The following is a 25980-nucleotide window of genomic DNA, read 5'->3' as shown; positions in this document are numbered from 1 at the left end:
TTTCTGCGGGCATCCCCCTGCTGGGTCGTCCACAGGCTCCCATCAACCTGGCAGCTTGAGCCCGCCCGGTCCGGAGGGCACGGTGTTGGCGCTGCTCTTTTGGCTGCCGGCCGTTGCACTGCCCACGTCCTGCTTCACGCTGCCAGGGGGTGCGTTCAGGTACAGGTACAGCGCCTGCGCATCCACATCGCTCAACTGACCCAGCGACTCGAAGGGCATCACCTGGATGGGTGTGCCGTCAGGCCGCTTGCCTGTGCGCAGCATGGCCACAAAGCTTGCGGCGTTGGGGTAGCGTGTCAGGGCGCTGTCGGCACTGTGTGTGCCAGGGCGGATGTCTGCCGCCGCAGGCCAGTCAGGCGGGCCGCCGGGGATTTTGCCGCCAGACAGGTCGGCACCATGGCAGCCGATGCACATGTTGGCCACGTACTGGCCGTTGGCCAGCGTCACTCCGGCAGCCGTCGGCCGCGAGGGGGCCAGCTGGTGGTCAATGCGCGAGGCCGCGTCGGGAATCGCACCCAGCCCATACAGCACCCAGGCAGGGTGCGGCAGATCGATCACGGCCTGCGTGCCCTCCTTGGGGGGGAACTGGCGCACATACGACGCCAGGGCGTTCAGGTCTTCGTTGGTGAAGCGGTTGTAGTCCTCGCTGGGCATGACCAGCACCGGGCGGCCATTGGGCTTGACGCCGTGGCGGATCACGCTGTTCCAGTCCTCGGGCTGGTAGCGCGCCACCACGCCAGCCGGCGTGATGTTGGGCCCTACGATGCGCGTGCCCTTGCCATCGTTGACGAACTCGCGGCCCGTGCCTTGTGCGCCATGGCAGTCGGTGCAGCCACGCGATGCATACAGATAGCGCCCACGTTCGATGGTCTGCGCATCGGTGGTGTAGGCCACGGGGCGGGGTTTGATGTCGATGTAGCGGTTGCGTTTTTGCTCGGCCAGGTACAGGCCGCTGGCGGCGGTGGCGACAACGATCACGCCCAGCAGCAGCGCGCTGCCTGCGGTCCATTTGATCCAGCGTTTCATGGTGGTATCCCTCTTCTTCGAATGGTGGCGGACGGGCTGAACGAATCAGCATGCCCAGGCGCCGGATTCTGAAGTCGAAGAAGCGGTTTGTGGCACCCCACCACCGCAGGGTATGGCGGGGCCGGTGACATTTGTCACAAACGGCCCGCCAGTGTGAGCAGGTGTAGCCTGTTCACACGCGCTCCATATCCTCTCAGCGCTCGATAGTCTTGTTCCAGCGCGCGTTCCACGCAGGGCGGTTGGCGTTCACGCTGTCCCAGTCCAGCGTCACGGCGTTTTTCATCCACTGGCTGATCTGCGCGACCTGGGCGGCACCTTCACCCACGGCAGGCGCCTTGGGGTTGGTGGGAATCTGCGCGCCAAACTGCAGCACGTTGGCCTGTGCCAGCGGGCTCAGCAGAAACTCGGCCAGCTTTTGCGCCAGTTCGGGTTCGCTGTTCTTGGCGACCACGCATTGGCCGGTCATCAGCACTACCGAGCCCTCCTTGGGCTGTGCGTATTCCACCGGAATGCCCTTGGCCTTCAAGGCCGCCACACTGGTCGGCGTGAGCGGGAAGATCGCCGCTTCGCCCGTCTGCACCATCTCTGAAATCTTGGCCGAGCTGGGGATGTACTCCAGCACGTTGGGGCCGATGGTCTTGGCCCAGTTGTTGAAGCCTGGCTCCACGTTCTTGTCGTTGCCACCCTGTATGCGGTTGAACATCAAAAAGCCGTGCAGCCCGAACGACGACGACGGCATGGACTGGAACACCACCTTGCCCTTGTACTTGGGGTCGGCAAAGTCCATCCACGACGTAGGCGCGGCCCAGCCCTTTTCGGCAAACATCTTGGTGTTGTAGGCGATGCCGGTCATGCCCAGGCTCACGCCGCTGGCCAGGTCGTCCTTGAAGCGCGCGGCGGGGTAGATGTCGTTCAGGTGCGGGTTGGGCTTTTGCTTTTCGCACAGGCCCATGCCCATGGCACGCACCATGATGCCGTCGTCCAGAAACATCACGTGCATCTGCGGCTTGTCCTTGTTGGCCTGGGCCTTGGCCAGGATGTCCGAGGACGTGCCAGGCACCACCACCACCTTCACGCCATGCAGCTTTTCAAACGCCGGGAACACGTACTGCGTGTACGCCTTCTCCATCGTGCCGCCATTCATGCCGATGTACAGCGTTTTGGTCTGCGCGGTGGCGGTGCCTGCGGCGGCCACGGCGGTCAGTGCAGCGGCCGTCACAAGGGCGCGGCGGGTGCGGCTGGCAAAGCGGGGGGAGAAGGTCATGGTGGTTTCCTTTCTGGTGGGGAGGGGAGTTTTGTCGGTGGCAAACGGGGTCAGTGGGCAGCGGCAGTGCTGGCCACGTCAGCCACCGTCGTTGGGTGAAATCGCTCAATCGCAAAGGCATCAATCGGCGTGGTGCTGCGGCCATCGCGGGCCAGCTCGGCCAGCACCTCGCCCACGCCGGGGCCAATCTGAAAGCCCGCACCCGCAAAGCCAAAGCCATGGATCAGGCCAGGCGTGGTGTGGCTCTTGCCCAGCACCGGCTGGCGGTCAGGCAGATAGCCTTCGGTGCCGCTCCAGGTGCGAATGAAGTGCGCGCTCTTGAGGGCGGGCAGCAGCTCCACCGCCTGCACTGCCAGGGTCGCGATGGCGCTGCGCTCGGAGCGGGCGCGGTCGGCATCCAGCGCCACACCTGCGCCGCCGCCCAGCACCAGATTGCCGCGCGCCACCTGTCGGCAGTAGATGCCGCCGCCCTCCACACCCAGGCTCCAGTGCATGAAAAAGGGCAGGGGCTCGGTCACCGCCATGGCCGGATGGCCGGAGTGAATGGGCACGGCCTCGCCAAACTGCGCGGCCAGCGCACCGGCCCAGGCACCAGCGCAGTTGATGAGCACGGGCGCACGCACTGCCACGGTGGTGCCCGAGCGCACGGTGAACAGCTGCCCGTCGTGCTCCACCGAGGTCATCGGTGTGCGTTCCAGAATCTGCGCACCTGCACGCCGTGCAGCCAGTGCAAATGCGGGCGACACCAAGCGCGGGTTGGCCTGGCCGTCATCGGGGCACAGCGAGCCACCCACGGCGCGCCCGCCCAGCCAGGGGCAGCGCTCGCGCAGCGTGGTGCCCGAGATGAGCTGGATGCCCAGGTCAAAATCGCGGCTCAAGTGGGCATAGGCTTCCAGCGAAGCCATGTCCGCCTCGCTGCGCCCGATCTTGAAGTGCCCGCTGCGCTGGTATTCGCCATCGGTGCCAATCAGCGCGGGCAGGTCGGCCCACACCTGGTGAGCGCGCTGCGCCAGCGGCAGCTGACTCACAGGACGGCCCTGGCGGCGCACGCCGCCGTAGTTCACGCCGCTGGAGCGCGAGCCGCACAGGTCGCGCTCCAGCAGCACCACCGCCACACCTTTGCGGCGCAGTGCCAGTGCGGCCGATGCGCCCATGATGCCGCCGCCCACAATGGCGACGTCGGTGTCAATCGTTGGGGTGGCGGTCATGCGCTGGCCTCCGCCTGGCGTTGCAGGTGGATGGGAATCGGCTTGATCGGCGCCTGTCCGCGCAGCCGTCCTACCGTGTCAATCGGCTTGCCTGTGGCGTGGGCCAGAATTTCTGCAGCGGCCACACCGCACATGCGGCCTTGGCAGCGGCCCATGCCCACGCGGGTCAGGGCTTTAAGACGGTTCATCTCGTCTGCGCCCGCGTCGCGGGCACAGGCGCGCAGCTCGCCGGCTGTGATGTTCTCGCAGCGGCACACCACCAGCGCATCGGGTGCGTGGGTCGCCCAATCGGTGGGGAAGGGAAACGCGCGCTCCAGCCCTTGGCGAAACGGCATCAGCTTCGTCAGCTTGCGTTCCAGCTCTGCGGCGCGTGCTGCGTCCACCTTCACTCCATGGTCTGCCAGCAGCGCCAGCGCAGCGCGCTCGCCCGCCCACTCGGCCGCATCGGCGCCCATGATGCCTGCGCCATCGCCCGCCAGGTACACGCCGGCCACGCTGGTGCGCCCTGCGCTGTCGCGCTCGGGCAGGTGGGCGCGGTGCATCGGGGCCCAGGCAAAGCGGCAGCCCAGCAGGTCGGCCAGCTGGGTCTCGGACCGCAGGGCGTAACCAAAGCCCACGGCATCGCAGGGCACGGTGTGCTCTGTCTGGCCGTCGCTCCACACCACGGCGTTCGCCCGCGTGTCGCCTTCCACGCGCACGGGCCGCACGCCGGTGTGCACCGCCACGCCGTGCGCGCGCAGCCAGCCCACGTAGTACATCCCTTTGGCCAGCACGGCTGGCTGCGTCAGCATGCCGGGCAGGGCGGCCAGTTGGTCGGCAAATCGGGCGGTGTCTAGCACTGCAGCCACCTTCACGCCAGCCTTGGCATATTGATACGCCACCAGGTACAGCAGCGGCCCGGTGCCCATCAGCACCACGTTGCGGCCGATGGTGCAGCCCTGGAACTTGAGCGCCACCTGCGCTCCCCCCAGCGTGTACACGCCAGGCAGCGTCCAGCCCGGCACGGGCAGCACGCGGTCGGTGGCGCCGCTGGCCACGATGATCTGGCCGTAGGGCACCGTGCGCGTGGTCTGTGTGGGGCTGTGCAGCACATCGAGCTGGCCGCCCTGGGCGTTCCACACCAGGCTGTCAGGTTGGTTGTCGATGTGCGCGCGCAGCCCATCAAAGGTGCTGTGCAGCGCCGTGGCGCGTGATGCCTCGGTGCCGTACAGCGTTTGTGCGCTGCGGGCAAAGTGGGCGGGCGGGCGGCGGTAAATCTGCCCACCGCTGCGTGCAGACTCGTCAATCACCACAGGCCGCACGCCATGCGCCACCAGCGTTTGCGCAGCACGAATGCCCGCAGGGCCTGCGCCCACGATCACGGGTTGCAAGATGGGGGCGGTCATGCGGCCCCTCCGGTAGTCAGCTGCATGCCCGTCTGGATGAAGGTGGCGCAAGACCGTAGGCGTTCGCCGGTAGCCGTCATCACCCAGCAGTCCTGGCACGCGCCCATCAGGCAAAAGCCTGCGCGCGGCTCGTGGCTGAACTCGTTGCGGCGCAATTGGGCGCGGTGGGTGAGGATGGCCGTGAGCACCGTGTCGCCTTCAAGCGCGGTGGCGGGTTCGCCATCGAGCACGAAGGGCACGGGCGCGCGGTCTTTTTCGGCCACGCGGTGGAGCAGGGCTGTGTTCACAGTCATGGAAGTCGTGCCCATTTATTTGCGCCCTACGAGCACGCGGTCCAGGCCGTACACCCGGTCGAGAATCACCATCGCGCAGGCCGTCAGGGCCACCATCAGTGCCGACACCGCAGCCATCAGCGGGTCAATCGACTCGGTGGCGTACATGTACATGCGCACCGGCAGCGTCACCGTGCTGGGCGAGGTGACAAAGATCGACATGGTCACCTCGTCAAAGCTGTTGATGAAAGCCAGCATCCACCCGCCCGTCACGCCGGGCAGGATCATCGGCAGCGTGATGCGCGCGAACACTGTGGCCTGGCTGGCGCCCAGCGACAGGGCTGCATGCTCGGCACTGCGGTCAAACCCCACCAGCGCAGCCACCACCAGCCGCAAGGTGTAAGGCGTGACGATGAGCGCATGCGCAAACACCAGCCAGCCAAAGCTGCCCGTACCGCCCAGCAGCGCAAACAGGCGCAGCAGGGCCACGCCCAGCACCAGATGCGGAATGATCAGTGGCGACAGAAAAAGGCCGTTCAAAAAGCCGCGCCCCGCAAATTCGTAGCGCGTGATGGCAATGCCCGCTGGCACGGCCAGCACCGTGGCTAGCGTGGCCGATGCCAGCGCCAACCACAGGCTGTTCCAGAACGACTGCACAAAGTCCGAATGCTCGAACACCGCCTTGAACCAGCGCAGCGAGAACTCGGTGGTGGGCAGCGTCAGCGTGTTGTGCGGCGTGAACGCCACGATGCACACCACCAGCAAGGGGGCGAGCATGAAGATGATGACCAGCGTGTTGAACGCGAGGGCTAAAGGTCCGTTCTTCTGCATAGTTTCAGCCCAACGCTTTCTTGTAGCGGCCTTCAACCAAGCGGTTGTAGCTCAGCATGACCACGAGGTTGGCCACCAGCAGCGTCAGCGCAATGGCGGCGCCCAGGGGCCAGTTCAGCTCGTGCAGGTACTCGTCGTACACCACCGTGGCCACCATCTTCAGCCGCCGCCCGCCCAGCAGGCCGGGAATGGCAAACGAGCTGGCCGCCAGGCCGAACACGATGAGGCTGCCGGACAGGATGCCAGGCAGCACCTGCGGCAACACAATGCGCCGCAGCGTGGTGAAAGGCGAGGCCTGCAGCGACAGCGCCGCGTTTTCCACACCGGGGTCCAGCTTCTGCAGCGAGGTCCACACGGGGATCACCATGAAGGGCAGCATCACATGCACCAGGGCGATGACCACCGCGATCTCGGTGTAGAGCATCTTCACCGGGCCGATGCCAACGAGTTGCAGCGCGCCATTCACCAGCCCCTCGGGGCCCAGCAGCATGCTCCAGCCAAAAGCCCGCACCACCACCGACACCAGCAGCGGCGCGAGCACCACCAGCAGCAGGATGGAGCGCCACGGGTTGCCCATGCGGCTCAGGATGTAGGCCTCGGGTGCGCCGATCAGCACGCAGATCAGCGTGACCAGCCCCGCAATCCAGAACGTGCGCCAGAAGATCGTGTGGTAGTACGAATCGGTGAACACATGGGCGTAGTGCTCCAGCGTGAACTCGCCTGCCTTCACCCCTGTGGCCGGGTCAAACGCGTTGAACGACAGCACGGCAGTCAGGGCCAATGGCACCAGCAGCAGCACCGTGAACAGCAGCAGCGCCGGGCCCGACAGCCACCAGGGCGCGGCCTTTTTGTGCAGCAAGGTGGTGGCCAGGCTCATGGCGCCACCTCGGCGGCGGCGTCTTCGGCCTCCAGCTCGGCCATGGCGGTTTCATCGGCGGGCAGCAGGCGCATGCAGTGGTCGGGCCAGTCCACGCCCGTGCGCTCGCCCTCGGCCAGCGCAGCGCGGCCGTCATTGGGCACCAGCACCATCAGGTCGCCCACGGGGGTGCCCACACGGTACAGCCACTGGCTGCCCAGGAAGAACCGCTCGCACACCTGACCATCCATCCGGCCCTGCACGGCGGGCACCAGTTGCACTTTTTCAGGCCGCACGCTCAGCAGCACGGCGGCGCCGGGGCGGTAGCGGGCACCGTCCACCTCCATCGTGAGGGCGCTCACCTTCACCTGCGTCTGCGTGCCATTGGCATGCGTCACCTGACCGGGCAGCAGGTTGGCCTTGCCCACAAAGGTGGAGATGAAGCGCGTGCGCGGGTGCTCGTACACGCGGTGCGGGTGGTCGATCTGCGTGGCGCGGCCGGCCTCCATCACCACCACGCGGTCGCTGATGGACATGGCCTCGCTCTGGTCGTGCGTGACCATGATGGTGGTGGTGCCCACCTTGCGCTGAATCTGCCGCAGCTCAAACTGCATCTCCTCACGCAGCTTGGCGTCGAGGTTGGACAGGGGCTCGTCCAGCAGCAGCACGGGCGGCTCGATCACCAGCGCGCGTGCCAGTGCCACCCGCTGGCGCTGGCCGCCGGACAGCTCACGCGGGTAGCGCGTGGCATGCTTTTCCAGGTGCACCAGGGCCAGCGCCTGGGCCACGCGCTCGGCGCGCTCGGCCTTGGGCACCTTGCGCATCTCCAGCCCAAAGCTCACGTTGGCCGCCACCGTCATGTGCGGGAACAGCGCATAGCTCTGGAACACGATGCCCAGCCCGCGCGTGTTGGCCTTGGCGCGGGTGATGTCCTTGCCATCGAGCTCGATGCGCCCGCTGGTCACAGCCTCGAACCCCGCCACCATCTGCAGCGTGGTCGTCTTGCCGCAGCCCGACGGGCCCAGCAACGACACAAATTCACCCTTTTGCACCGTGAGGTTCATGGACTGCACCGCGCAGGTGCTGCCATAGAACTTGGTCACATCCGTGAGCTTGAGAAACGACATGGCGAAAGCCTTTCCGGTGGTGGCATCGCACGGGTTGCCTCGGGGCTGTGCGTGTCACCTGCTGTGGAGTTGCATGGATGGGCTGCGGGCCTTTGGTGTGCTTGCACCGGGGTGGTGCAAGTGCCGCACAAAGGATGGAACAACCGCTCGATTCAATTGAATCTATTGCAATAAACAAACCAGAATGCTTCGGGTATTCCATTAATCAGAATTTTTATTGAATTTATTCCGTTCAATGAAATATGATGCCTTCAGTTTGATCAACGAATTCCACAGGAGCGAGGTATGGAAGCCGCATCCACCGCCACCGGCGGCGTACCCCGAGTGTTTGCCGTCATCCGGGCCCTGTCGGCCGTGCAGGCCGAGGGCGGGCGAGTCACCCAATTGGCGCGTGCCGTGGGCCTGACGCAAGGCACCACGCACCGTTTGCTGCAATCGCTGGTGGCAGAGGGCATGGTCGAGCAGGACGAGCGCAGCAAGCTCTACCGCCTGAGCATGGACTTCTTCGCCCTGGCCGCCAAAGCGGGCAACCCAGGCGACCTGCGCACCCTGTGCCGCCCCGCGCTGCTGCGCCTGTGCGCAAGCCTGGGCGACAGCATCTTTCTCTTGGTGCGCAGCGGGTTCGATGCCGTGTGTCTAGACCGCAGCGAAGGCCCGTTCCCCATCCGCTCGTTCACCGGCGACATTGGTGGCCGCGTGGCGCTGGGCGTGGGGCAGGGCGCACTGGCCATCCTGGCGTTTTTGCCCGAGGCAGAGCGCGAAGAGGTCATCCGCTTCAACCTGTCGCGTGTTCGCGAATACGGCGTGTTTGACGAGGTCTATCTGCGCACCGAAATCGAGCGTGTGCGCCAACTGGGCTATGCGGGCCGCAATACTGGGTTGCTGGAAGGCATGGCTGGCGTGGCCGTACCCATTCTGGACCGCGAAGGGCGCGCGGTGGCGGCGCTGAGCGTGGGCACCATTTCTGCGCGGCTCAATGACGACCGGCTGCCCACCGTGGTGGAACTGCTCAAGCGCGAAGCTTTGGCAGTGGGGCCCAAGATCAATCCGTTTGATGTGACGCTGCGGCGGCCGGCACAAAGCCTGTCGAGCGTGCGCCCCGACCAGGCCATTCAGCCCGCGGGACAGGAGCAGAAGTAGGCGGCCTGAATCTCGGCCTGGGGGGCCTGGGGTGTGGTACTGCGAGTCGCACCTCTTCTATGCGAGATTCGGTGAGGGGCAGGCCCCAGCGGCCCATGGCCGTCTTCTTGATCCACAGGTAACCTAGGGCCAGAGCCGCATCCTTTGGGAGGGATGCAGCGCATACCCATGGAACCACCTTGCCGCATACATCACCCGCACCAACCTCCTTATCAGCTAAGCCGGACTTGCCCTACTGTTTTGGCCATCCCGTATCTCTGTCCACCAACGGCTGCATGACGTTGTGCGTCGCTAGTGCCCTCGCTTTCGTGTTGTTGTTGACGATGCCGGGCTGGGACCCGAGCCCGTGGACCGGGGCGTTGGCAGCAGTGCTGTTTGTGGGCGTGCAGTGGGCAGGATTGCGCGTCGCCGTGGGCCCAGACTGGGTTGCCCTGTTCAGACGCCCCCGCTGGCGCGACGTGGCGTTGGCATTGGCTGCCGTGCCACTGGTGTTGGGCTTGTCTGGGCTGGTGGCTGTGTATGGGCTTGGCATGTCGCACCTCAGTGCCAACGCCAGTGTGGATGCCGTTGCGGGCCTGACATCTGCACAACTGGTAGCGCTGTTTGCGCTGGTGGCTGTGCAATTGCTGGGTGAGGAGCTGGTCACTATTCTCCCGCTGCTGGCCACCGTCGCCTTGCTGCACCGCGTCGGCATGCCTGCCCGCTGGGCAATTGCTGTGGCGTGGGTGGCCACGGCGTTGCTGTTTGGTGCGCTGCACCTGCCCACCTACCAATGGCATGTCGGCCAGGCCTTGCTGGTCATCGGCACCGCGCGCCTGGTGCTGACTGCGGTATTTCTCTACACCCGCAATCTGTGGGCCAGCACCATCGCTCACATCGCTAACGACTGGGCGATCATGGCCTTTGCGCTGGCCTTTTCACGCAGCATGGGCCCCTGACTGGATGGGCCCAAGGCCTCAAGGAGTTGTTTGTGGACTTTCTCAAAATCCTCAAGTCGTTTGAAGACTTTGTGTATGAAGCCCTGATCTGGCTGGTGTTGTTGCCCAAGACCTTGTGGCGCATCGTGCGGCGCCCGCGCCAGATGGTCACTTATGTGCAGGCGGAGCAAGACCGCGAAGGCGATGACCGCTACGGCGATGCGATCAGCCCGCCGCTTTTGCTCATCCTGTGCGTGCTGGTGGCTCATGTGCTCGATCTGGCTCTGCGCAAGCAGGCAGCGCCTGCGATGGGCACGCTCGCGGGCGCGTTGCTGAAGTCCGAGGAGAACCTGCTGCTGTATCGCGCCATGGCTTTTGGCATCTGGTCGCTGGCCGGGGCTGTGTGGTATCTGCGCCATAGCCGCCAACCCATTCACCGTCTCAACCTGCGCAACCCGTTTTACGAGCAGTGCTACCTGGTCGCACCCTTTGCGCTGGCCGTGTCGATCAGCACGTCGCTGGCCCTGGTGGGCGGGGTGCTGTCTGCTGTCGGCGTGGGGCTGTTTCTGCTGGCGCTGCTGTGGTTTTGTATCGCCGAATGGCACTGGGTGCGCGAGCGCGCAGCCCTCGGCAAGGTACACGCGGCCGGGGTGGCCGGTGGGCTGGTGCTGGTGGGGCTTTTGGCCAATACCGGGTTGGGGTATGTGCTCCGACATCTTTGAGGGGTACGGGGTGGTGGCGCGGCGGTGAGGCCCACGGCGTTCCGCAGATGATGGGGTGATTGTTTCGGTCAGAGCACTGCGAGCGCCTGTTTGACCTGTGCGTAGGCATGGTTGTCCAGCACCTGGTTGTGGGCCGTCACGACCCGCTCAAAGGGCCAGCGTAATACGCGCTCTGCACTGCGGGCTGCGGCACGACGGTCACGCACCAGCGCGCGCACAGTGAGCGGGACGGCCAGTTGGCGCCGCACCCCGGTCAGCGTGGCATAGGCACGCGTGGACCAAGGCAGGTCCCCCGCCATCCACTGCAGCAGGTCCGTCACGATGAGCGTGGCCGAAGGTCGGTGGAACCATACCGACTCATTGCCTGCAGGAATGCCCTCAAAAGCCAGGTGCTCCAGGTCTGGCAGCCATTCGGGCACATCGGCTGCGGGCAGTTCGCGCAGTCTCCTGGCTGCCAGGTCTGGCCGCTTCTGGCCCAGTCCTTTGGGGCCATACACCCTGGCGTTCGGAAAGGTCTGGGTGCAAGGCGCCAGAAACAGGTGGTGCATCTTGTTCGGTGCCACGATGAAAGCCACCGTGCCAAGTGCCTGCAGCTGCTCCAGCAGTGAACTGCCTGGGGGCATTGGAATTGGTGAGTGGACGAGAAGCTGCTCTCCTGGCAGCCGCACCACCGTCATGCGCGTGGTGATGGGAAGTCCGTTGGCCTTGAAGGCGTGGGTGGCGTGCCAGAGATGGGTGTCGAGGGATTCAAGTTGCATGACGCGGGATGGTGCCCTGGCCCCGGGTGCGGCGTCTTGAACGAATTCGACATGCTGGTGGTCGCTGCCGCCGTCATCCTTTCCCCTACCTCTGCACTGCGCACTCCCCCACCACCCAATTCCTGAACGCCTTCACCAGCGGCGTCTGCGCCCGCGCTTCCGGGTACACAAGGTAATACGCATCGGTGCTGGTCAGCACATGGTCTGACAGCTCCACCAGGCTCCCGGCTGCCAGCTCCTGCTCGATCAAAAAGCGCGGCAGTAGCGCCGCGCCCAGGTGCGACACAGCAGCCTGCGCAATCATGGCGAAGTGTTCGGACTGGGGGCCGCGCAGGGCCAGGGCGGTGGGGGCGCCCACCAGCTCAAACCATTCGGCCCACTGCGTGGGGCGGGTGCTTTGCTGCAGCAGCACCACACGGGTTAGGTCTTGCGGGGTGTGGATGTGTTGGCGGTCGCGGTAGGTGGGGCTGCACACGGGCACGGTTTCTTCATGCATCAGGTATTCGCACACGGCGCCCGCCCAGTGCGGGGTGCCGAAGTGGATCGCTGCGTCGAACGGTGTGCCTGCAAAGTCAAACGGCTCGGTGCGGGCCGAGAAGTTGACCATGGCCTCGGGGTGCAGCGCCATGAAGCGTCCTAAGCGCGGGATGAGCCAGCGTGTGCCCAGCGTGGGCAGCACGGCCAGGTTGAGCAGGCCGTCGGTGCTGGAAAACGCCATGGCTTTTTGTGTGCTGGCCGACAGTTGCTGCAGCACGTTTTGCACGTCGGCTGCGTAGACGCGGCCTGCATCCGTCAGCACCACACGCTGGCGCACACGGTGGAAGAGGGCGGTGCCGATCTGCTCCTCCAACTGGCGGATCTGGCGCGACACGGCACTTTGGGTGAGGTGCAGCTCTTCGGCCGCGCGTGACACGCTTTGGTGCCGGGCAGCAGCCTCAAAGGCCAGCAGGTCGGCAGTGGAGGGAAGGAAGGCGCGGCGCAGCAGGGTCATGGTGGCAAATGGGGTCAATCATGCGCAGGGGGAATGAGCAGCTCTGTCAGGTTGTGCGTGGTTTTGGACTGTGGCGCTAGTACATCAAGCGTTGGTAGCTCTGCAATTTTCAGGCACTTCATGCTGATTTGTGATCAAGTAGTTCCATTTTTTTGCTATCCAGCACGGCGCGATTGGCGGATATTGGCGCATTGATCGCGCGTTTTCTCCCACGCTGCTTCCTTCTATTCGCCTCCACTCACCTTTGCGAGCCGCCATGTCTGCCACCCCTGCCGCCACCCCCCTTGTGTCCGAAGTCGATCAACTGCTGCAACGCCTGGGCGTGCCCCGCGCTGCGTACACGGGCGGCACGCTGGCGGCGCGCTCGCCCATCACGGGCGAGGTGCTGGCCCAGGTGCCGCAGCAAAGCGCGGCCGATGCCACGGCCGCCATCGGCCGCGCGCATGCGGCCTTTTTGGCGTGGCGCAATGTGCCCGCGCCGCGCCGGGGCGAGCTGGTGCGCCTGCTGGGCGAAGAGCTCCGTGCCGCCAAGGCCGACCTCGGGCTGCTGGTGACCATCGAGGCGGGCAAGATCCCGTCCGAAGGCTTGGGCGAGGTGCAGGAGATGATCGACATCTGCGACTTTGCCGTGGGCCTGTCGCGCCAGCTGTACGGCCTGACGATTGCCACCGAGCGCCCCGGCCATCGCATGATGGAAACGTGGCACCCGCTGGGCGTGTGCGGCGTGATCTCGGCCTTCAACTTCCCTGTGGCCGTGTGGTCGTGGAACGCCGCGCTGGCACTGGTGTGCGGAGATTCGGTGGTGTGGAAGCCGTCGGAAAAGACCCCGCTCACCGCCCTGGCCACGCATGCGATTGCACAGCGCGCTATTGCACGCTTTGGCACCGACGCACCCGAAGGCCTGCTGGAGCTGATCGTGGGCCAGCGCGACATTGGCGAGGTGCTGGTGGATGACGCCCGCGTGCCCGTGCTGTCAGCCACCGGCTCCACCGCCATGGGCCGCGCCGTGGGCCCGCGCCTGGCAGCGCGGTTTGCGCGCGGCATTCTGGAGCTGGGCGGCAACAACGCGGCCATCGTGGCTCCCACGGCTGATTTGGACCTGGCACTGCGCGGCATTGCCTTTGCCGCTATGGGCACGGCGGGCCAGCGCTGCACCACGCTGCGCCGCCTGTTTGTGCACGAAAGCATTTATGACCAACTGGTGCCCCAGTTGGCCAAGGTGTACGCCAACGTGCAGGTGGGCGATCCGCGCACCCCGGGCACGCTGGTGGGCCCGCTGATCGACCGCATGGCTTTTGACGGCATGCAAAAGGCGCTGGAGCAAAGCCGTGCGCTGGGTGCCACGGTGCACGGCGGAGGCCGCGTGGAAGGCATCGGTGGTGGCGAAGCGTATTACGTGCGCCCCGCACTGGTGGAGCTGCAAAAACATGAAGGGCCCGCGCTGCACGAAACCTTTGCGCCCATCCTGTACGTGGTGCGCTACAGCACCATTGACGAAGCCATTGCCATGAACAACGCCGTGGGTGCTGGCCTGTCTTCGTCCATCTTCACGCTCAACGTGCGCGAGGCCGAATTGTTCATGTCGGCAGCAGGCTCGGACTGCGGCATTGCCAACGTGAACATTGGCCCCAGCGGCGCCGAAATTGGCGGCGCGTTTGGCGGTGAGAAGGAAACGGGCGGCGGGCGCGAAGCGGGCTCAGACAGCTGGAAGGCCTACATGCGCCGGGCGACCAACACCATCAACTACTCCACTGCACTGCCGCTGGCGCAGGGCGTGACGTTTGACGTGTAACCCACGCGCTGGTTGCCCTGCTCATGTTGATCGCTAAGGAATCACACCCCATCGTCATCATTGGCGGTGGTGTCATCGGCAGTGCCATTGCGTACTTTCTCACGCTGCAGCAGCCGGACTGCGAGGTGGTGGTGGTCGAGCGCGATCCGACCTATGCACGTGCATCGTCGGCGCTGTCGGCCAGCTCCATCCGCCAGCAGTTCTCGACGGACATCAACATCCAGATCTCGGCCTTTGGCATCGGCTTTCTGCGCAACGTGGGCACGCTGCTGGCCTGCAACGGCGATGTGCCCGACATCGGTTTGCACGAAGGCGGCTACCTGTACTTGGCCACCCAGGCGGGCGAGGCCACGCTGCGCGAGAACCATGCACTGCAAAAGCAGTACGGTGCCGATGTGGCGCTGCTCAGCCCGCAGCAGCTGGCCGAGCGCTTCTCGTGGCTGGCACTGCAGGATGTGGCGCTGGGCTCGCTGGGCCTGTCGGGCGAGGGCTGGTTTGATGGCTACCTGCTGCTGACGGCGCTGCGCAAAAAGGCGCAGAGCCAGGGCGTGCGCTATGTGGCCGATGAGGCTGTGGGGCTGGACACTGCGGCCAGCGACGGCGTGTTGCATGTGAACGCAGTACGCCTGCAAAGCGGCGCCGTGCTGCCTTGCCGCTACGCTGTGAACGCCGGTGGCCCCTGGGCGGCAGCCATTGCGGGCTGGGCCGGAATTGATTTGCCCGTTCTGGGCAAGCGCCGCACGGTCTTCAACCTCGCCAGCCCGGCAGCGCTGCTGGGCTGCCCACTGCTCATCGACACCAGTGGCATCTGGCTGCGGCCCGAGGGCAAAGGCTTCATCTGTGGCTTTGCGCCCGATGCGGACAACGACGCCGACTTTGCCCCGCTCGAGCCCGAGTACGACGCGTTTGACAACCTCATCTGGCCCACGCTGGCCGATCGCATTCCTGGCTTTGAAGCGCTGCGCATGCAGGGCGCCTGGGCGGGCTACTACGAGATGAACACCTTTGACCACAACGCCATCGTGGGCCTGCACCCGGCGTGCGACAACCTGGTGTTTGCCAACGGCTTTTCGGGTCACGGGCTGCAGCAGTGCCCTGCCGTGGGCCGAGGCGTGGCCGAGCTGTTGCTTACGGGCAGCTACCAAAGCCTGGACCTGTCGCCGCTGTCCATCGAGCGCATTGCACGCAACGCACCACTGCTCGAAAAGAACGTGATCTGAGCACCATCGGTACCGCCAGTTTTTCCTCACCCCTTTCTCAACCCGCCAACCACAAAACATACGGAGACAACGACATGGCAATTTCCCGCAAGACCTTCACTGCGATCGCTGCAGGCTTGGCCCTGGCCTGCATGGCCACCGCCCCCGCGCAGGCGCAGACGGTCACCCAGCCCACGCTGGAGAAGATCAAGGCCAGCGGCAAGGCCGTGCTGGGCGTGCGCGAGACCTCGCCGCCCATGGCCTATGCGCTGGGCGCGAATGAAAAATACGTGGGCTACCACGTCGAGCTGTGCGAGCGCGTGCTCAAGGAGATCGCGCCCGACGCCAAGCTCGAATACATGGCTGTGACGGCGCAAAACACCCTGCCGCTGGTGCAAAACGGCACGCTGGACATCGGCTGCGGCCCCACCACCAACAACACTGCGCGCCAGCAGCAGGTAGCGTTTGCGGTGACCACCTACGTGAGCGAAGTACGCATGGCGGTGCGCAAGGATTCGGACCTGAAGTCCATCAGCCAGCTCGCAGGCCGCACCATTGCGGCATCCACCGGCACCACCGCCGTGCAGCTGCTGCGCAAGCAAGAGCGCGCGCTGGGTGGCGCGCCCATCAAGACTGTGCTGGGCAAGGACCACCATGAGAGCTTCTTGCTGCTCGAAACAGGCCGCGCCGACGCTTTTGTGCTCGATGACAACCTGCTGGCCGGGATGATTGCCAACTCCAAAGACCCCTCGGCCTACCGCATCGTGGGCGAGCCCTTGGGCGCCGAGCCGATTGCACTGCTGTTCCGCAAGGACGACCCGACCTTCAAGGCTGCGGTGGATGGTGTGCTGACCAAGCTGATGCAAAGCGGCGAGATGGAAAAGATCTACACCAAGTGGTTTGTAAACCCCATCCCGCCCAAGAACATGAGCCTGAACCTTCCACTGGGCACCACGCTGCGCCAGCTGTTCGCCACCCCCAACGACAAGCCCCTGGAGACTTACCAGCAATGAACGCTCCCATCCCCGCCACGGCCTTCCGCGCGGCCGACCGCCTCGGCGCCATCGGCGTCTCGGAAATCGTGCGCCTGACGCAAGAGGCCAACCAGCTCAAGCGCCAGGGCCAGCCCGTGATCGTGCTGGGCCTGGGCGAGCCCGACTTCAACACGCCCGCGCACATCCTGGAGGCCGCGCAGCAGGCCATGGCGCGGGGGGAGACGCACTACACGGTGCTGGACGGCACGGCTGAGCTGAAAGCCGCCATCCAGCACAAGTTCAAGCACGACAACGGGCTGGACTTTCAGCTCAACGAGATCACCGCAGGCGCGGGTGCCAAGCAGATCCTCTACAACGCGCTGATGGCCTCGGTGAACCCTGGCGACGAGGTGATCCTGCCCGCGCCGTACTGGACCTCGTATGCCGACATGGTGCTGATTGCAGGCGGTGTACCCGTGGTGGTGCCCTGCACCGAGGCCAACGGCTTTCGTATCACGCCCGAGCAGCTGGAGGCGGCCATCACGCCGCGCACGCGCTGGGTGTTCATCAACTCGCCCTCCAACCCCAGCGGGGCCGCCTACAGTGCCGAGCAGCTGCTGCCCGTGCTGGAAGTGGTGGAGCGCCACCCGCAGGTGTGGCTGCTGGCGGACGACATCTACGAACACATCCTGTACGACGGCCGCGCTTTTGCCACGCCCGCCGCCGTGCTGCCCTCGCTGCGCGATCGCACGCTGACGGTGAACGGTGTCTCCAAGTCGTATGCCATGACGGGCTGGCGCCTGGGCTACGGCGCAGGCCCCAAGGCACTGATTGCAGCCATGGCCGTGGTGCAGAGCCAGGCCACGTCCTGCCCGTCGTCCATCAGCCAGGCGGCTGCCGTGGCGGCGCTGACGGGGCCGCAAGACGTGGTGCGCGAGCGCTGCCAAGCGTTCCAGGACCGGCGTGACCTGGTGGTGGCCGCACTCAATGCATCGCCCGGCCTGCGCTGCCGTGTGCCGGAGGGCGCGTTCTACACCTTTGCCAGCTGCGAAGGTGTGCTGGGCCGCACCACGCCGGGCGGCATGCTGCTGCGCACCGATGCCGACTTCTGCGCCTACCTTCTGCGCGAACACCATGTCGCCGTGGTGCCTGGCGGGGTGCTGGGGCTGGCGCCATACTTCCGCATCTCGTACGCCGCCTCTACCGCCGATTTGCAAGAGGCCTGCGCACGCATCCAGCGCGCATGCCAGGCCCTGTTCTGAATTTTTGATCCGATACCGTTGATATGAACACGACCTCCCTCACCCCCCGCACCGGCGGCCAGATCCTGGTGCAGCAGCTCATCACCCATGGTGTGAAGCAGCTCTTTTGCGTGCCCGGCGAAAGCTACCTGGCCGTGCTCGATGCCCTGCACGATGCCGACATCGGCGTGACCGTGTGCCGTCAGGAGGGCGGGGCGGCCATGATGGCCGAGGCGCAGGGCAAGCTCACCGGCCAGCCCGGCATCTGCTTTGTGACGCGCGGGCCCGGCGCCACCAATGCATCGGCCGGTGTGCACATTGCCCACCAGGATTCGACCCCCATGATCCTGTTCGTAGGCCAGGTGGCACGCGGTGCCGTGGGGCGCGAGGCGTTTCAGGAGCTGGACTACAGCGCGGTGTTCGGCACCATGGCCAAGTGGGTGGTGCAGATTGACGACCCGGCGCGCGTGCCGGAGCTGATCTCGCGCGCCTTCCATGTCGCCACCTCGGGCCGCCCTGGCCCCGTGGTGGTGGCGCTGCCCGAGGACATGCTGACCGAGGCCGCCACTGTGGCCGATGCATTGCCCTACCAGGTGACGGAGACCCACCCTGGCACTGCGCAAATGGCCGAGCTGGCACAGCGCCTGCAAGCCGCCAAAAATCCCGTGGCCATCCTGGGTGGCAGCCGCTGGTCCGAGCAGGCGGTGCGCGAGTTCACCGCGTTTGCCGAAGCGTGGTCGATTCCCGTGTACTGCTCGTTCCGCCGCCAGATGCTGTTCCCGGCCACACATGCCTGCTACGGCGGTGACCTGGGCCTGGGCGTCAACCCCAAGCTGCTGGCGCGCATCAAGGCGTCGGACCTGGTGCTGGTGGTGGGCGGGCGTCTGTCTGAAGTACCCTCGCAGGGCTATGAGCTGTTCGACATTCCCACCCCCGCGCAGCCCCTGGTGCATGTGCATGCCGATGCGGATGAACTGGGCAAGCTGTATCGCCCCACCCAGGCCATCCACGCCACGCCACAGGCTTTCACAGCTGCATTGAATTCTGTGCGGCCCACGGCGGCAGTGCCCTGGAAGGCGCACGCTGAAGCGGCCCATGCCGAGTACCTGGCCTGGAGCGACACGGCGCCCATCCGCATCCCTGGCAACCTGCAAATGGGCCAGGTGATGCAGCACCTCAAGGAAGTGCTTCCCGCCGATACGATCTTCTGCAACGGCGCAGGCAACTTTGCCACGTGGATTCACCGCTTCTGGCCCTTCACCACCTACGCGAGCCAGCTGGCGCCCACCAGCGGGTCAATGGGCTACGGTCTGCCCGCAGGCGTGGGCGGCAAGCGCTTGTGGCCGCAGCGCGAGGTGGTGATCTTTGCGGGTGACGGAGACTTCCTAATGCACGGTCAGGAGTTTGCAACCGCCGTGCAGTACGGCCTGCCCATCCTCGTGGTGCTGCTGGACAACGCCATGTACGGCACCATCCGCATGCACCAAGAGCGCGAGTACCCCGGCCGCATCAGCGCCACGCAGCTCAAGAATCCTGACTTCAAGGCCTACGCGCAGGCCTTTGGGGGCCACGGCGAGCGGGTGGAGCGCACCGAAGACTTCGCCCCTGCACTCTCCCGCGCCCGTGCCAGCGGCCTGCCCAGCGTGCTGCACTGCCTGATCGACCCCGAGGCGATCACGCCCACCGGCACGCTGCAGGGCATTCGCAGTGCAGCACTCTCCAAGAAGTAGGCCACCGTCTCGTACTTAGGCGCTCAGCCGGTCACGCGGGCGCCGCCCGACTGCCGCAGGGTCTGCACCAGCAGGTTCTGCAGGCTGTCCACCGCCTTGGAGCCGCGCGATGCGCGGCTGCGGTACACGGCCACCTCCATAGGGGCCAGTGGCCCCAGGCCTTGCTCGGTGCCGAGCACCTGCAGCTGCGATGGCACGCTGCAGTGGGTGAGGGCGGCCACGGCCAGGCCATTCCACCGCTGCAATTTGCCCGGCCAGGCTGGAGCTGTGATAGACCACCTTGTAGCGGCGCCCCTGCTGCGCCAGCGCGTGGATGGCGCCGCGCCGCGCCAGGCTGGCCGATTCGTACACCGCAATCGGCAGCGGGTCACGCCTCCACAACTCGAACTGCGCCGACCCCACCCACACCATGGGCTCATGGAACAGCAGCGTGCCCCGGCGTGCGTGATCGCGCGAGATCAGGGCCAGGTCCAGGTCGCCATTGGCTACACGCGGGATGAGTGCGGTGGACTGCTCGCAGTCCAGCTCAATCTCCACCGCACTGTGACGGGGCGCAAAGCGCTTGAGCACGGGCGTGAGGTAGCGCGCTGCGTAGTCATCCGGCACCCCCAGCCGCACCCGGCCTGTGAGGGCGTCGCCGTTCAGTGCGTCATGTGCTTCTGCGTGCAGTTCCAGAATGCGGCGCGCATAGCCCAGCAGGGTTTCACCCTCGGGCGTGAGGTGCTGCTTGCGGGCATCGCGCTCCAGCAGGCGGTGGCCTACAGCGTCTTCGAGCTTCTTGAGCTGCATGCTGACCGCCGACTGGGACCGGTGCACCTCGGCCGCCGCGCCGGAGAGCGAGCCTGCATCCACCACAGCCACCAGACACTGAAGCCAATCGAATTGCAAATCGCGGTAGCTCATGGATTGCCCCAGTGATGATGTATTCGATGATCGAATGGTTGGTGTGTAAATTATGCGCTTTGGATTGCAAAGACTGGCAGCCACACTGCGGGCATGCAGCAGTCTTCCTCTACCGTTTCAGGCACATCCGCACCCGTGGTTCCAGCGTCCGCTTCACCTGTGGCTGTTGCCCACGTGCTGCCGGATGCCCGCCGGCTGGATGGCTGGGTCGCCTTCGTGCTGGGCAACGCGCTGCTGGGCACCATCGGCGTGTTTGTGCACGAGGCGCAGGCGGCGCCGTTGACGGTGACGTGGTTCCGGTGCGCGTTTGGCCTCATCGGGCTCACGTTGTGGATGGCCTGGCGCAACCAGTCTTGGTCGGCACTTCGGCGGGGGCTCTGGGTGGGCTGGGCTGCTTTGCCGTGGGTGTTGCTTCTCAGCGGGCTCATGTTGGCGAGCTGGTGGCTGTTTTTCACCGCGATCCAGCAGGTGCCCACCGGGGTGGCGGTGGTGCTGTTCCATGTGCAACCGCTGTGGGTGTTGCTGCTGGGGGCTTGGTGGTTGAAAGAGTCCGTGCCCGGGCAGCGCGTGGTGTCGGTGCTGGTCGCCATGGTGGGGCTGGTCCTGGCCACGGGGGTTGCGGAGGGGTTGACTCCATCGGGCGGTAGCCACGCGCCAGGCTACTGGGTGGGCGTGGGCCTGTGCCTGATCGGTGCGCTGTGCACAGCCACCGTCACCGTGGTCGCCAAGCGCTTGGGGGTGTTGCCGCTGGGGACCTTGGCGTGGTGGCAATGTGCGCTGGGTGCGGCCGTGCTGTGGGTGGCCCCCGTAGGGCACGGTTGGCCTGCCTGGGGTGTCTCCTGGGCATGGCTGGCTGGGCTGGGCCTGATCCACACCGGCTTGGCGTATACCTTGATGTACGCAGGCATGTCCCGTCTGGCGACGGCCCGGGTGGCGGTACTGCAGTTTGCTTACCCCACGGTCGCCATCGTGGTGGACTGGTTGTACTTTCAGCACACCTTGGGCGGTTGGCAGCTGGGGGGGATGGTGCTGATGCTGATTTCTATGGGTTTTGGTCAGAAGCTTGGGCGAGGTCCATAGCCCACATCTGCTACCCATAGAGTGGATTGGGAGCTAGCAGTTATTGTTGGCGAACTGGTGGCGCTAGTCTCGGCCAAAGAGGTCTCGGGTGTAGACCTTGTGCACCACGTCGTTGAGGACATCTGTAATTCGATTGGCGAGGATGACATCGCAGCAGCGCTTGAAGGTGTCGAGATCATGCTCCACTCGGAAATGAAGGAAGTCTGCTGCATTCAAGTTCGGTTCGTAGACAAGTATTTCAACTCCTCGATCCTGTAAATGCATCATTACCCCTTGGATGCTGGATGTGCGGAAGTTTCCCGATCCTTGCTTGTGGATCAGCCGAAATATTCCCACCCTCTGCGGGTCGCGTTGCATGATGCGCTCAGCAATGAAATGTTGCCGTGCAACATTGGAGCGTACGATGGCACTGATCAGGTGTTGAGGGATACCGTCGAATTGGGCCTGCAGCTGTTGGGTGTCTTTAGGCAGGCAGTACCCGCCGTAGCCAAACGATGGGTTGTTGTAGTGCCCGCCAATGCGAGGGTCGGCGCACACGCCTTCGACGATCTGCCGCGTGTTGAGCTCGTGGGTTTCAGCAAAACTGTCAAGTTCATTGAAGTACGCCACACGCATCGCCAAATAGGCATTGGCAAAAAGCTTGATCGACTCTGCTTCTCTGGCGTTGGTGAACAACACGGGGACTTCTTTGGAGCGCGCGCCTTCCAATAGAAGACCTGCAAGAGTCTGTGCTCGTTCCGAGCGCTCACCCACAACGATACGTGAGGGGTTGAGCGTGTCATGCAGAGCTTGGCCCTCCCGCAGAAACTCTGGACAGAAAACCAGCTGATTGGTACCCCAACGGGTCTTTGCGTTCTCAGTAAATCCTACTGGCACGGTTGAGCGAATCACGATCACCGCATTGGGTTGGATCGCCAATACGCTCTGTATGACAGCATCCACAGAGGCAGTGTCGAAAGTGCCGGTCTTCTGATCAAAGTCTGTGGGCGTTGCCACGATCACATAGTCTGCTCGCTCATAGGCTGCTTGCTGGCTTAGTGTGGCCTCTAGGCGCAACGACGTGTCGCTCAAATACTGTTGGATATCGGGGTCGCAGAAGGGCGATATCCGGTCAGAAACTTGCTGTACTTTGTCTGGTGCGATATCGATCAATACAACATCGTGGTGTTGCGCAAGCAACACGGCCACGGAAAGACCAACATACCCGATTCCAGCGACAGCTATTTTCATGGGACCTTGAGAGGCGGAGGATGTACCCGGGTGGGTAGTACCCGCAGAGTGCGCTGCAGGTGTCCTTACCTCAGCGCAGCGAAGATTTTGTTGTCCGTTGCCTGCGCGTCGGTATCCATCATCATGTAGATCCCAGCAACGGTAGGCACTGATAATTATGCAGTTCACTTGCTCATTGCATTCCGCCTTCGTTCCTGCAAGGTTTCCATGGTCTCCAAACGCATTCTTGTTACTGGTGGTGCTGGCTTTTTGGGTTCCCACTTGTGTGAGCGATTGCTGCGTTCTGGGTGTCACGTCCTCTGCATGGATTCGTTCCTGACGGGATCGCATGCGAATGTCGCCTCATTTTTGGCGCACCGGAACTTTGCACTGATAACGCACGACATCGCACAACCGTTGCCAGCCGGGATGGAGGTTGATGAAATTTACAACCTTGCTTGTCCGGCATCGCCTCCGCATTACCAGGCCGATCCGTTGCATACCGTCAAAACCTCCGTGTACGGGGCTATCCATCTGCTCGAACTCGCCCAGCGGTGTGGCGCGCGCATTTTGCAAGCGTCTACCAGCGAGGTCTATGGTGATCCTGAGGTCAGTCCACAGACCGAGGCGTACTGGGGCCATGTCAATCCCTTGGGGCCAAGGGCTTGTTACGACGAGGGAAAGCGCTGCGCTGAAACCCTGTTTTTCGATTTCCATCGCCGTCACGGAGTGGCCATCAAGGTAGCGAGAATCTTCAACACGTATGGACCTCGCATGCAGCCAGATGACGGGAGAGTGGTGAGCAACTTCATCGTGCAAGCGTTGCGTGGCGATTCCCTAACGGTGTACGGTGATGGCTCGCAGACGCGATCGTTTTGCTACGTTGATGACCTGATCGAAGGGCTGCTCGCATTGATGGCAAGCCCGCTGGAGGTAACCGGACCCATCAATCTGGGCAATCCCACCGAGCTTTCCATGTGTGAGCTTGCGGATCGTGTACTGACGTTGACGGGGGCGTGCACCGCGGTGGACTTTCGTCCTTTGCCCCAAGATGATCCCCGCCAGAGGCGTCCGGACATTACGCGCGCCAAGCACGTACTGGGTTGGGAGCCCACAGTGCCTCTGTCCGTTGGGTTGGAAAAGACGGTGGACTATTTTCGGCAACTTTTGTCAGCCACCTCAACCACTTCTGTGGATGGCGTTGTTCAAGTAATGCGTGAGGAAGGTGCGTCATGAAAGTTGCTGTCATCACGCCTTATTTCAAAGAGTCTGAGGCGGTATTGCGTCGCGGAATGGACAGCGTGCAGAGGCAAACCTATCGAAATTTTGTGCACTACATGGTGGCCGATGGTCATCCCAGGCCTGAGGTGATGGAGGGGTATGAGCGCGTAGTGGCAGTTAATTTGCCCAGTGCGCATGCAGACTATGGGTGCACTCCGCGAAGCGTAGGCGCTTTGCTGGCACTGAACGAAGGGGCGGACGTGGCTTGCTTTCTCGACGCAGATAACTTGTTCGAGCCCGAGCACCTGGAAAGCCTAGTGTCTGCCTATCAGCGTGCGATAGATGATGGCGTTCCACTCGATGCCGTTTTTGGGTCCCGGTACATTTTTTTGCCGGGGCATGAACACTTGCGCTTGGTGTCGCAAGAGGATGTTTCGCGGCAGCATGTCGATACCAGCTGCATGTCCTTTCATCGTTCAGCCGCATTCGTGTGGACCCTTTGGGGGATGATTCCACGCGCTGCAACGCCCAAGTGCGACCGGCTCATGTTCGACCTTGTTCGTGCGCATCGTTTGCGAATGGAATGGACTGGCCGCTGGACGGTGCTTTACGAATCCAACTGGAGCTACGATTATCAGCAGGCGGGGTTACCGATTCCCGATCATGGATTGCATGACGCGACTCTGACCGACGTTCAACTGCCGTCAGACGAGATGTTGGCGCGGCTTCGGATTCGGCTCCAGGTTGCAGGCGCTGCCTGATTTATTGGCAGGTGTGCAAGTGATGATCGCCGTTGTGCAGCCATGGCCGTCCTTCTCTGTGCTATCGACGATCAAGCACTGAGATGGATCACATGATGTCGTTGCGCCGCATCGCGCACCTGGACATGGACGCGTTCTTTGCGTCCGTGGAGTTGCTGCGCTACCCGCAACTCAAAGGCTTGCCTGTGGTGATCGGTGGCGGGCGGCGCAAGGTGGACGAGCTGCTGCTGCGCGGGCCAGACGGCACCGAGGAGCGCGAGCGGCGCTTCATACCGGTGGAAGACTTTCCGCTGCTCAAGGACTACGTGGGCCGGGGCGTGATCACCACGGCCACTTACCCCGCACGGCAGTTCGGCGTGGGCTCGGCCATGGGCATGATGAAGGCCGCCAAGCTGTGCCCGCAGGCCATCGTGCTGCCGGTGGATTTTGACGAGGTGCGACGCTTTTCGCGCCTGTTCAAGAGCACCATCACCGAGATCGCACCGGTGATGCAGGACCGGGGGGTGGACGAGGTGTACATCGACTTCACCGACGTGCCCGGCGGCCAGCGCGAAGGCGGGCGGGTGCTGGCGCGGCTCATCCAGAAAAGCATCTTTGATAGGACCGGGCTGACCTGCTCGATCGGCGTGGCGCCCAACCGGCTGCTGGCCAAGATGGCCAGCGAGTTCAACAAGCCCAACGGCATCTCCATCGTTTACGAGGAAGACCTGCAGAGCAAGATCTGGCCTCTGAACGTGCGCAAGATCAACGGCATCGGTCCCAAGGCGGGCGAGAAGCTGGCGCGGCTGGGCATTGAAACCATCGGACAGCTTGCCGCGCAGGATGAGCAGTGGCTGATGGGCCACTTTGGCAAATCCACCGGCGCCTGGATGCACCGCGTGGCCTGGGGCCGCGACGACAGCCCGGTGGTGACCGAGAGCGAGCCAGTGAGCATGAGCCGCGAGACCACCTTCGACCGCGACCTGCATGCGGTGCGTGACCGGGCCGAGCTGGGCACCATTTTTACCGACCTGTGCATGCGGCTGGCCGAAGATCTGCAGCGCAAGGGCTATGTGGCGCGCACCATCGGTATCAAGCTGCGCTATGACGACTTCAAGATCGCGACGCGTGACCATACCGCCAACAGCTACACCGCCGACGGGGCGACCATCCGGCAGCTGGCCGGGCAATGCCTCAAGCGCGTGCCGCTGGACAAGCGCCTGCGGCTGCTCGGCGTGCGGGCCAGCACACTGGCGCGGCGGGGGGAAGAACCAGCGCCAGAGCCGCGTGCCACAGCGGCCGCAGAGGGGCGTCGGCGCGGGCCTCGGGCAGAGGCGACCATGGAAACCGGGCAGCTTTTTTGATTGAGGCTGCGGATTTCCAAAAGGCGGTGA

The 25980-nt window shown here is 64.4% G+C and carries 23 protein-coding genes and 1 pseudogene; 12 read left to right on the top strand and 12 right to left on the bottom strand.

The features are described from left to right. Positions 1 to 42: 42 nt before the first annotated feature. The 8 genes from ATF69_RS13315 to ATF69_RS13280 all read right to left on the bottom strand — a co-directional run bounded on the left by ATF69_RS13315 (position 43) and on the right by ATF69_RS13280 (position 7969). Positions 43 to 1026: a c-type cytochrome gene (locus ATF69_RS13315; RefSeq protein WP_056061245.1), complete on the bottom strand. Its 984-nt coding sequence runs from the start codon at positions 1024 to 1026 to the stop codon at positions 43 to 45. 193 nt (positions 1027 to 1219) lie between these two features. Continuing rightward, entirely contained in the window at positions 1220 to 2290 is a 1071-nt protein-coding gene (locus ATF69_RS13310; RefSeq protein ID WP_056061247.1) for an ABC transporter substrate-binding protein, read from the bottom strand. 50 nt (positions 2291 to 2340) lie between these two features. Then, positions 2341 to 3498, bottom strand: coding sequence for an NAD(P)/FAD-dependent oxidoreductase (locus tag ATF69_RS13305; RefSeq protein ID WP_146871268.1), 1158 nt, complete (start codon positions 3496 to 3498; stop codon positions 2341 to 2343). After that, positions 3495 to 4883 carry an FAD/NAD(P)-dependent oxidoreductase gene (locus ATF69_RS13300; protein ID WP_146871267.1) on the bottom strand — a complete coding sequence of 463 codons (1389 nt, stop codon included), beginning with the start codon at positions 4881 to 4883 and terminating at the stop codon, positions 3495 to 3497. The genes ATF69_RS13305 and ATF69_RS13300 overlap by 4 nt, the downstream gene beginning before the upstream one ends. Then, positions 4880 to 5176 (bottom strand): (2Fe-2S)-binding protein, encoded by a 297-nt coding sequence (locus tag ATF69_RS13295; protein ID WP_233574535.1) that lies wholly within the window; start codon positions 5174 to 5176, stop codon positions 4880 to 4882. The genes ATF69_RS13300 and ATF69_RS13295 overlap by 4 nt, the downstream gene beginning before the upstream one ends. Before the next feature lie 15 nt (positions 5177 to 5191). Beyond that, on the bottom strand, positions 5192 to 5986 hold the full coding sequence (locus ATF69_RS13290; RefSeq protein WP_146871266.1) for an ABC transporter permease: 795 nt from the start codon (positions 5984 to 5986) through the stop codon (positions 5192 to 5194). Between the two features lie 4 nt (positions 5987 to 5990). Then, positions 5991 to 6863, bottom strand: coding sequence for an ABC transporter permease (locus tag ATF69_RS13285; RefSeq protein ID WP_146871265.1), 873 nt, complete (start codon positions 6861 to 6863; stop codon positions 5991 to 5993). Beyond that, on the bottom strand, positions 6860 to 7969 hold the full coding sequence (locus ATF69_RS13280; protein WP_146871264.1) for an ABC transporter ATP-binding protein: 1110 nt from the start codon (positions 7967 to 7969) through the stop codon (positions 6860 to 6862). Before ATF69_RS13280 ends, ATF69_RS13285 begins: the two co-directional genes overlap by 4 nt. A gap of 285 nt (positions 7970 to 8254) precedes the next feature. Between ATF69_RS13280 and ATF69_RS13275 the strand changes: the two genes are divergently transcribed. The 3 genes from ATF69_RS13275 (at position 8255) to ATF69_RS13265 (ending at position 10748) form a co-directional block, all read left to right on the top strand. Further along, positions 8255 to 9109 carry an IclR family transcriptional regulator gene (locus ATF69_RS13275; RefSeq protein ID WP_056061269.1) on the top strand — a complete coding sequence of 285 codons (855 nt, stop codon included), beginning with the start codon at positions 8255 to 8257 and terminating at the stop codon, positions 9107 to 9109. A 275-nt stretch (positions 9110 to 9384) separates the two neighbouring features. Then, on the top strand, positions 9385 to 10047 hold the full coding sequence (locus ATF69_RS13270) for a CPBP family intramembrane glutamic endopeptidase (protein WP_146871263.1): 663 nt from the start codon (positions 9385 to 9387) through the stop codon (positions 10045 to 10047). Between the two features lie 32 nt (positions 10048 to 10079). Continuing rightward, positions 10080 to 10748 carry a hypothetical protein gene (locus ATF69_RS13265; RefSeq protein ID WP_143227248.1) on the top strand — a complete coding sequence of 223 codons (669 nt, stop codon included), beginning with the start codon at positions 10080 to 10082 and terminating at the stop codon, positions 10746 to 10748. 68 nt (positions 10749 to 10816) lie between these two features. Here the strand turns inward: ATF69_RS13265 and ATF69_RS13260 are convergent, their stop codons facing one another. Together ATF69_RS13260 and ATF69_RS13255 are read right to left on the bottom strand one after the other, a co-directional pair. Continuing rightward, positions 10817 to 11506, bottom strand: coding sequence for a DUF4336 domain-containing protein (locus ATF69_RS13260; RefSeq protein ID WP_099729667.1), 690 nt, complete (start codon positions 11504 to 11506; stop codon positions 10817 to 10819). 85 nt (positions 11507 to 11591) lie between these two features. After that, positions 11592 to 12497: a LysR family transcriptional regulator gene (locus ATF69_RS13255; RefSeq protein ID WP_208758727.1), complete on the bottom strand. Its 906-nt coding sequence runs from the start codon at positions 12495 to 12497 to the stop codon at positions 11592 to 11594. Between the two features lie 256 nt (positions 12498 to 12753). On the opposite strand from ATF69_RS13255, the gene amaB reads away from it, so the two are divergent. The 5 genes from amaB to ATF69_RS13230 all read left to right on the top strand — a co-directional run bounded on the left by amaB (position 12754) and on the right by ATF69_RS13230 (position 19433). Then, a complete protein-coding gene (amaB, locus tag ATF69_RS13250) occupies positions 12754 to 14289 on the top strand; it encodes an L-piperidine-6-carboxylate dehydrogenase (protein ID WP_146871262.1) in 1536 nt (511 codons plus the stop codon). A gap of 23 nt (positions 14290 to 14312) precedes the next feature. Next, a complete protein-coding gene (locus ATF69_RS13245) occupies positions 14313 to 15509 on the top strand; it encodes an NAD(P)/FAD-dependent oxidoreductase (protein ID WP_146871261.1) in 1197 nt (398 codons plus the stop codon). A 74-nt stretch (positions 15510 to 15583) separates the two neighbouring features. Next, on the top strand, positions 15584 to 16501 hold the full coding sequence (locus ATF69_RS13240; protein ID WP_146871260.1) for an amino acid ABC transporter substrate-binding protein: 918 nt from the start codon (positions 15584 to 15586) through the stop codon (positions 16499 to 16501). Beyond that, positions 16498 to 17724, top strand: coding sequence for a pyridoxal phosphate-dependent aminotransferase (locus ATF69_RS13235; protein WP_146871259.1), 1227 nt, complete (start codon positions 16498 to 16500; stop codon positions 17722 to 17724). The genes ATF69_RS13240 and ATF69_RS13235 overlap by 4 nt, the downstream gene beginning before the upstream one ends. 23 nt (positions 17725 to 17747) lie before the next feature. After that, positions 17748 to 19433 carry a thiamine pyrophosphate-binding protein gene (locus ATF69_RS13230; RefSeq protein WP_146871258.1) on the top strand — a complete coding sequence of 562 codons (1686 nt, stop codon included), beginning with the start codon at positions 17748 to 17750 and terminating at the stop codon, positions 19431 to 19433. A 23-nt stretch (positions 19434 to 19456) separates the two neighbouring features. Here ATF69_RS13230 and ATF69_RS13225 read toward each other — a convergent pair. Next, a pseudogene (locus tag ATF69_RS13225) lies at positions 19457 to 20336 on the bottom strand (LysR family transcriptional regulator). Positions 20337 to 20471: 135 nt separating this feature from the next. On the opposite strand from ATF69_RS13225, the gene ATF69_RS13220 reads away from it, so the two are divergent. After that, positions 20472 to 21416: a DMT family transporter gene (locus tag ATF69_RS13220; protein ID WP_244303730.1), complete on the top strand. Its 945-nt coding sequence runs from the start codon at positions 20472 to 20474 to the stop codon at positions 21414 to 21416. 63 nt (positions 21417 to 21479) lie between these two features. On the opposite strand, the gene ATF69_RS13215 is transcribed toward ATF69_RS13220, so the two are convergent. Then, entirely contained in the window at positions 21480 to 22646 is a 1167-nt protein-coding gene (locus ATF69_RS13215) for a nucleotide sugar dehydrogenase (RefSeq protein ID WP_146871256.1), read from the bottom strand. A gap of 207 nt (positions 22647 to 22853) precedes the next feature. Here ATF69_RS13215 and ATF69_RS13210 point away from each other — a divergent pair, with 207 nt between their 5' ends. The 3 genes from ATF69_RS13210 to ATF69_RS13200 all read left to right on the top strand — a co-directional run bounded on the left by ATF69_RS13210 (position 22854) and on the right by ATF69_RS13200 (position 25950). Further along, positions 22854 to 23861, top strand: coding sequence for a UDP-glucuronic acid decarboxylase family protein (locus ATF69_RS13210; RefSeq protein ID WP_146871255.1), 1008 nt, complete (start codon positions 22854 to 22856; stop codon positions 23859 to 23861). Then, entirely contained in the window at positions 23858 to 24607 is a 750-nt protein-coding gene (locus ATF69_RS13205) for a glycosyltransferase family 2 protein (protein ID WP_146871254.1), read from the top strand. Before ATF69_RS13210 ends, ATF69_RS13205 begins: the two co-directional genes overlap by 4 nt. A 95-nt stretch (positions 24608 to 24702) precedes the next feature. Then, a complete protein-coding gene (locus ATF69_RS13200; protein WP_244303725.1) occupies positions 24703 to 25950 on the top strand; it encodes a Y-family DNA polymerase in 1248 nt (415 codons plus the stop codon). The last annotated feature ends 30 nt before the right edge of the window (positions 25951 to 25980 follow it).

The organism is Acidovorax delafieldii, from assembly GCF_007993815.1.
Taxonomy (GTDB): Bacteria; Pseudomonadota; Gammaproteobacteria; order Burkholderiales; family Burkholderiaceae_C; genus Acidovorax; species Acidovorax delafieldii.
Note: the sequence above shows the minus strand (reverse complement) of the source record. Positions and strands in the feature narration are given on the sequence as shown.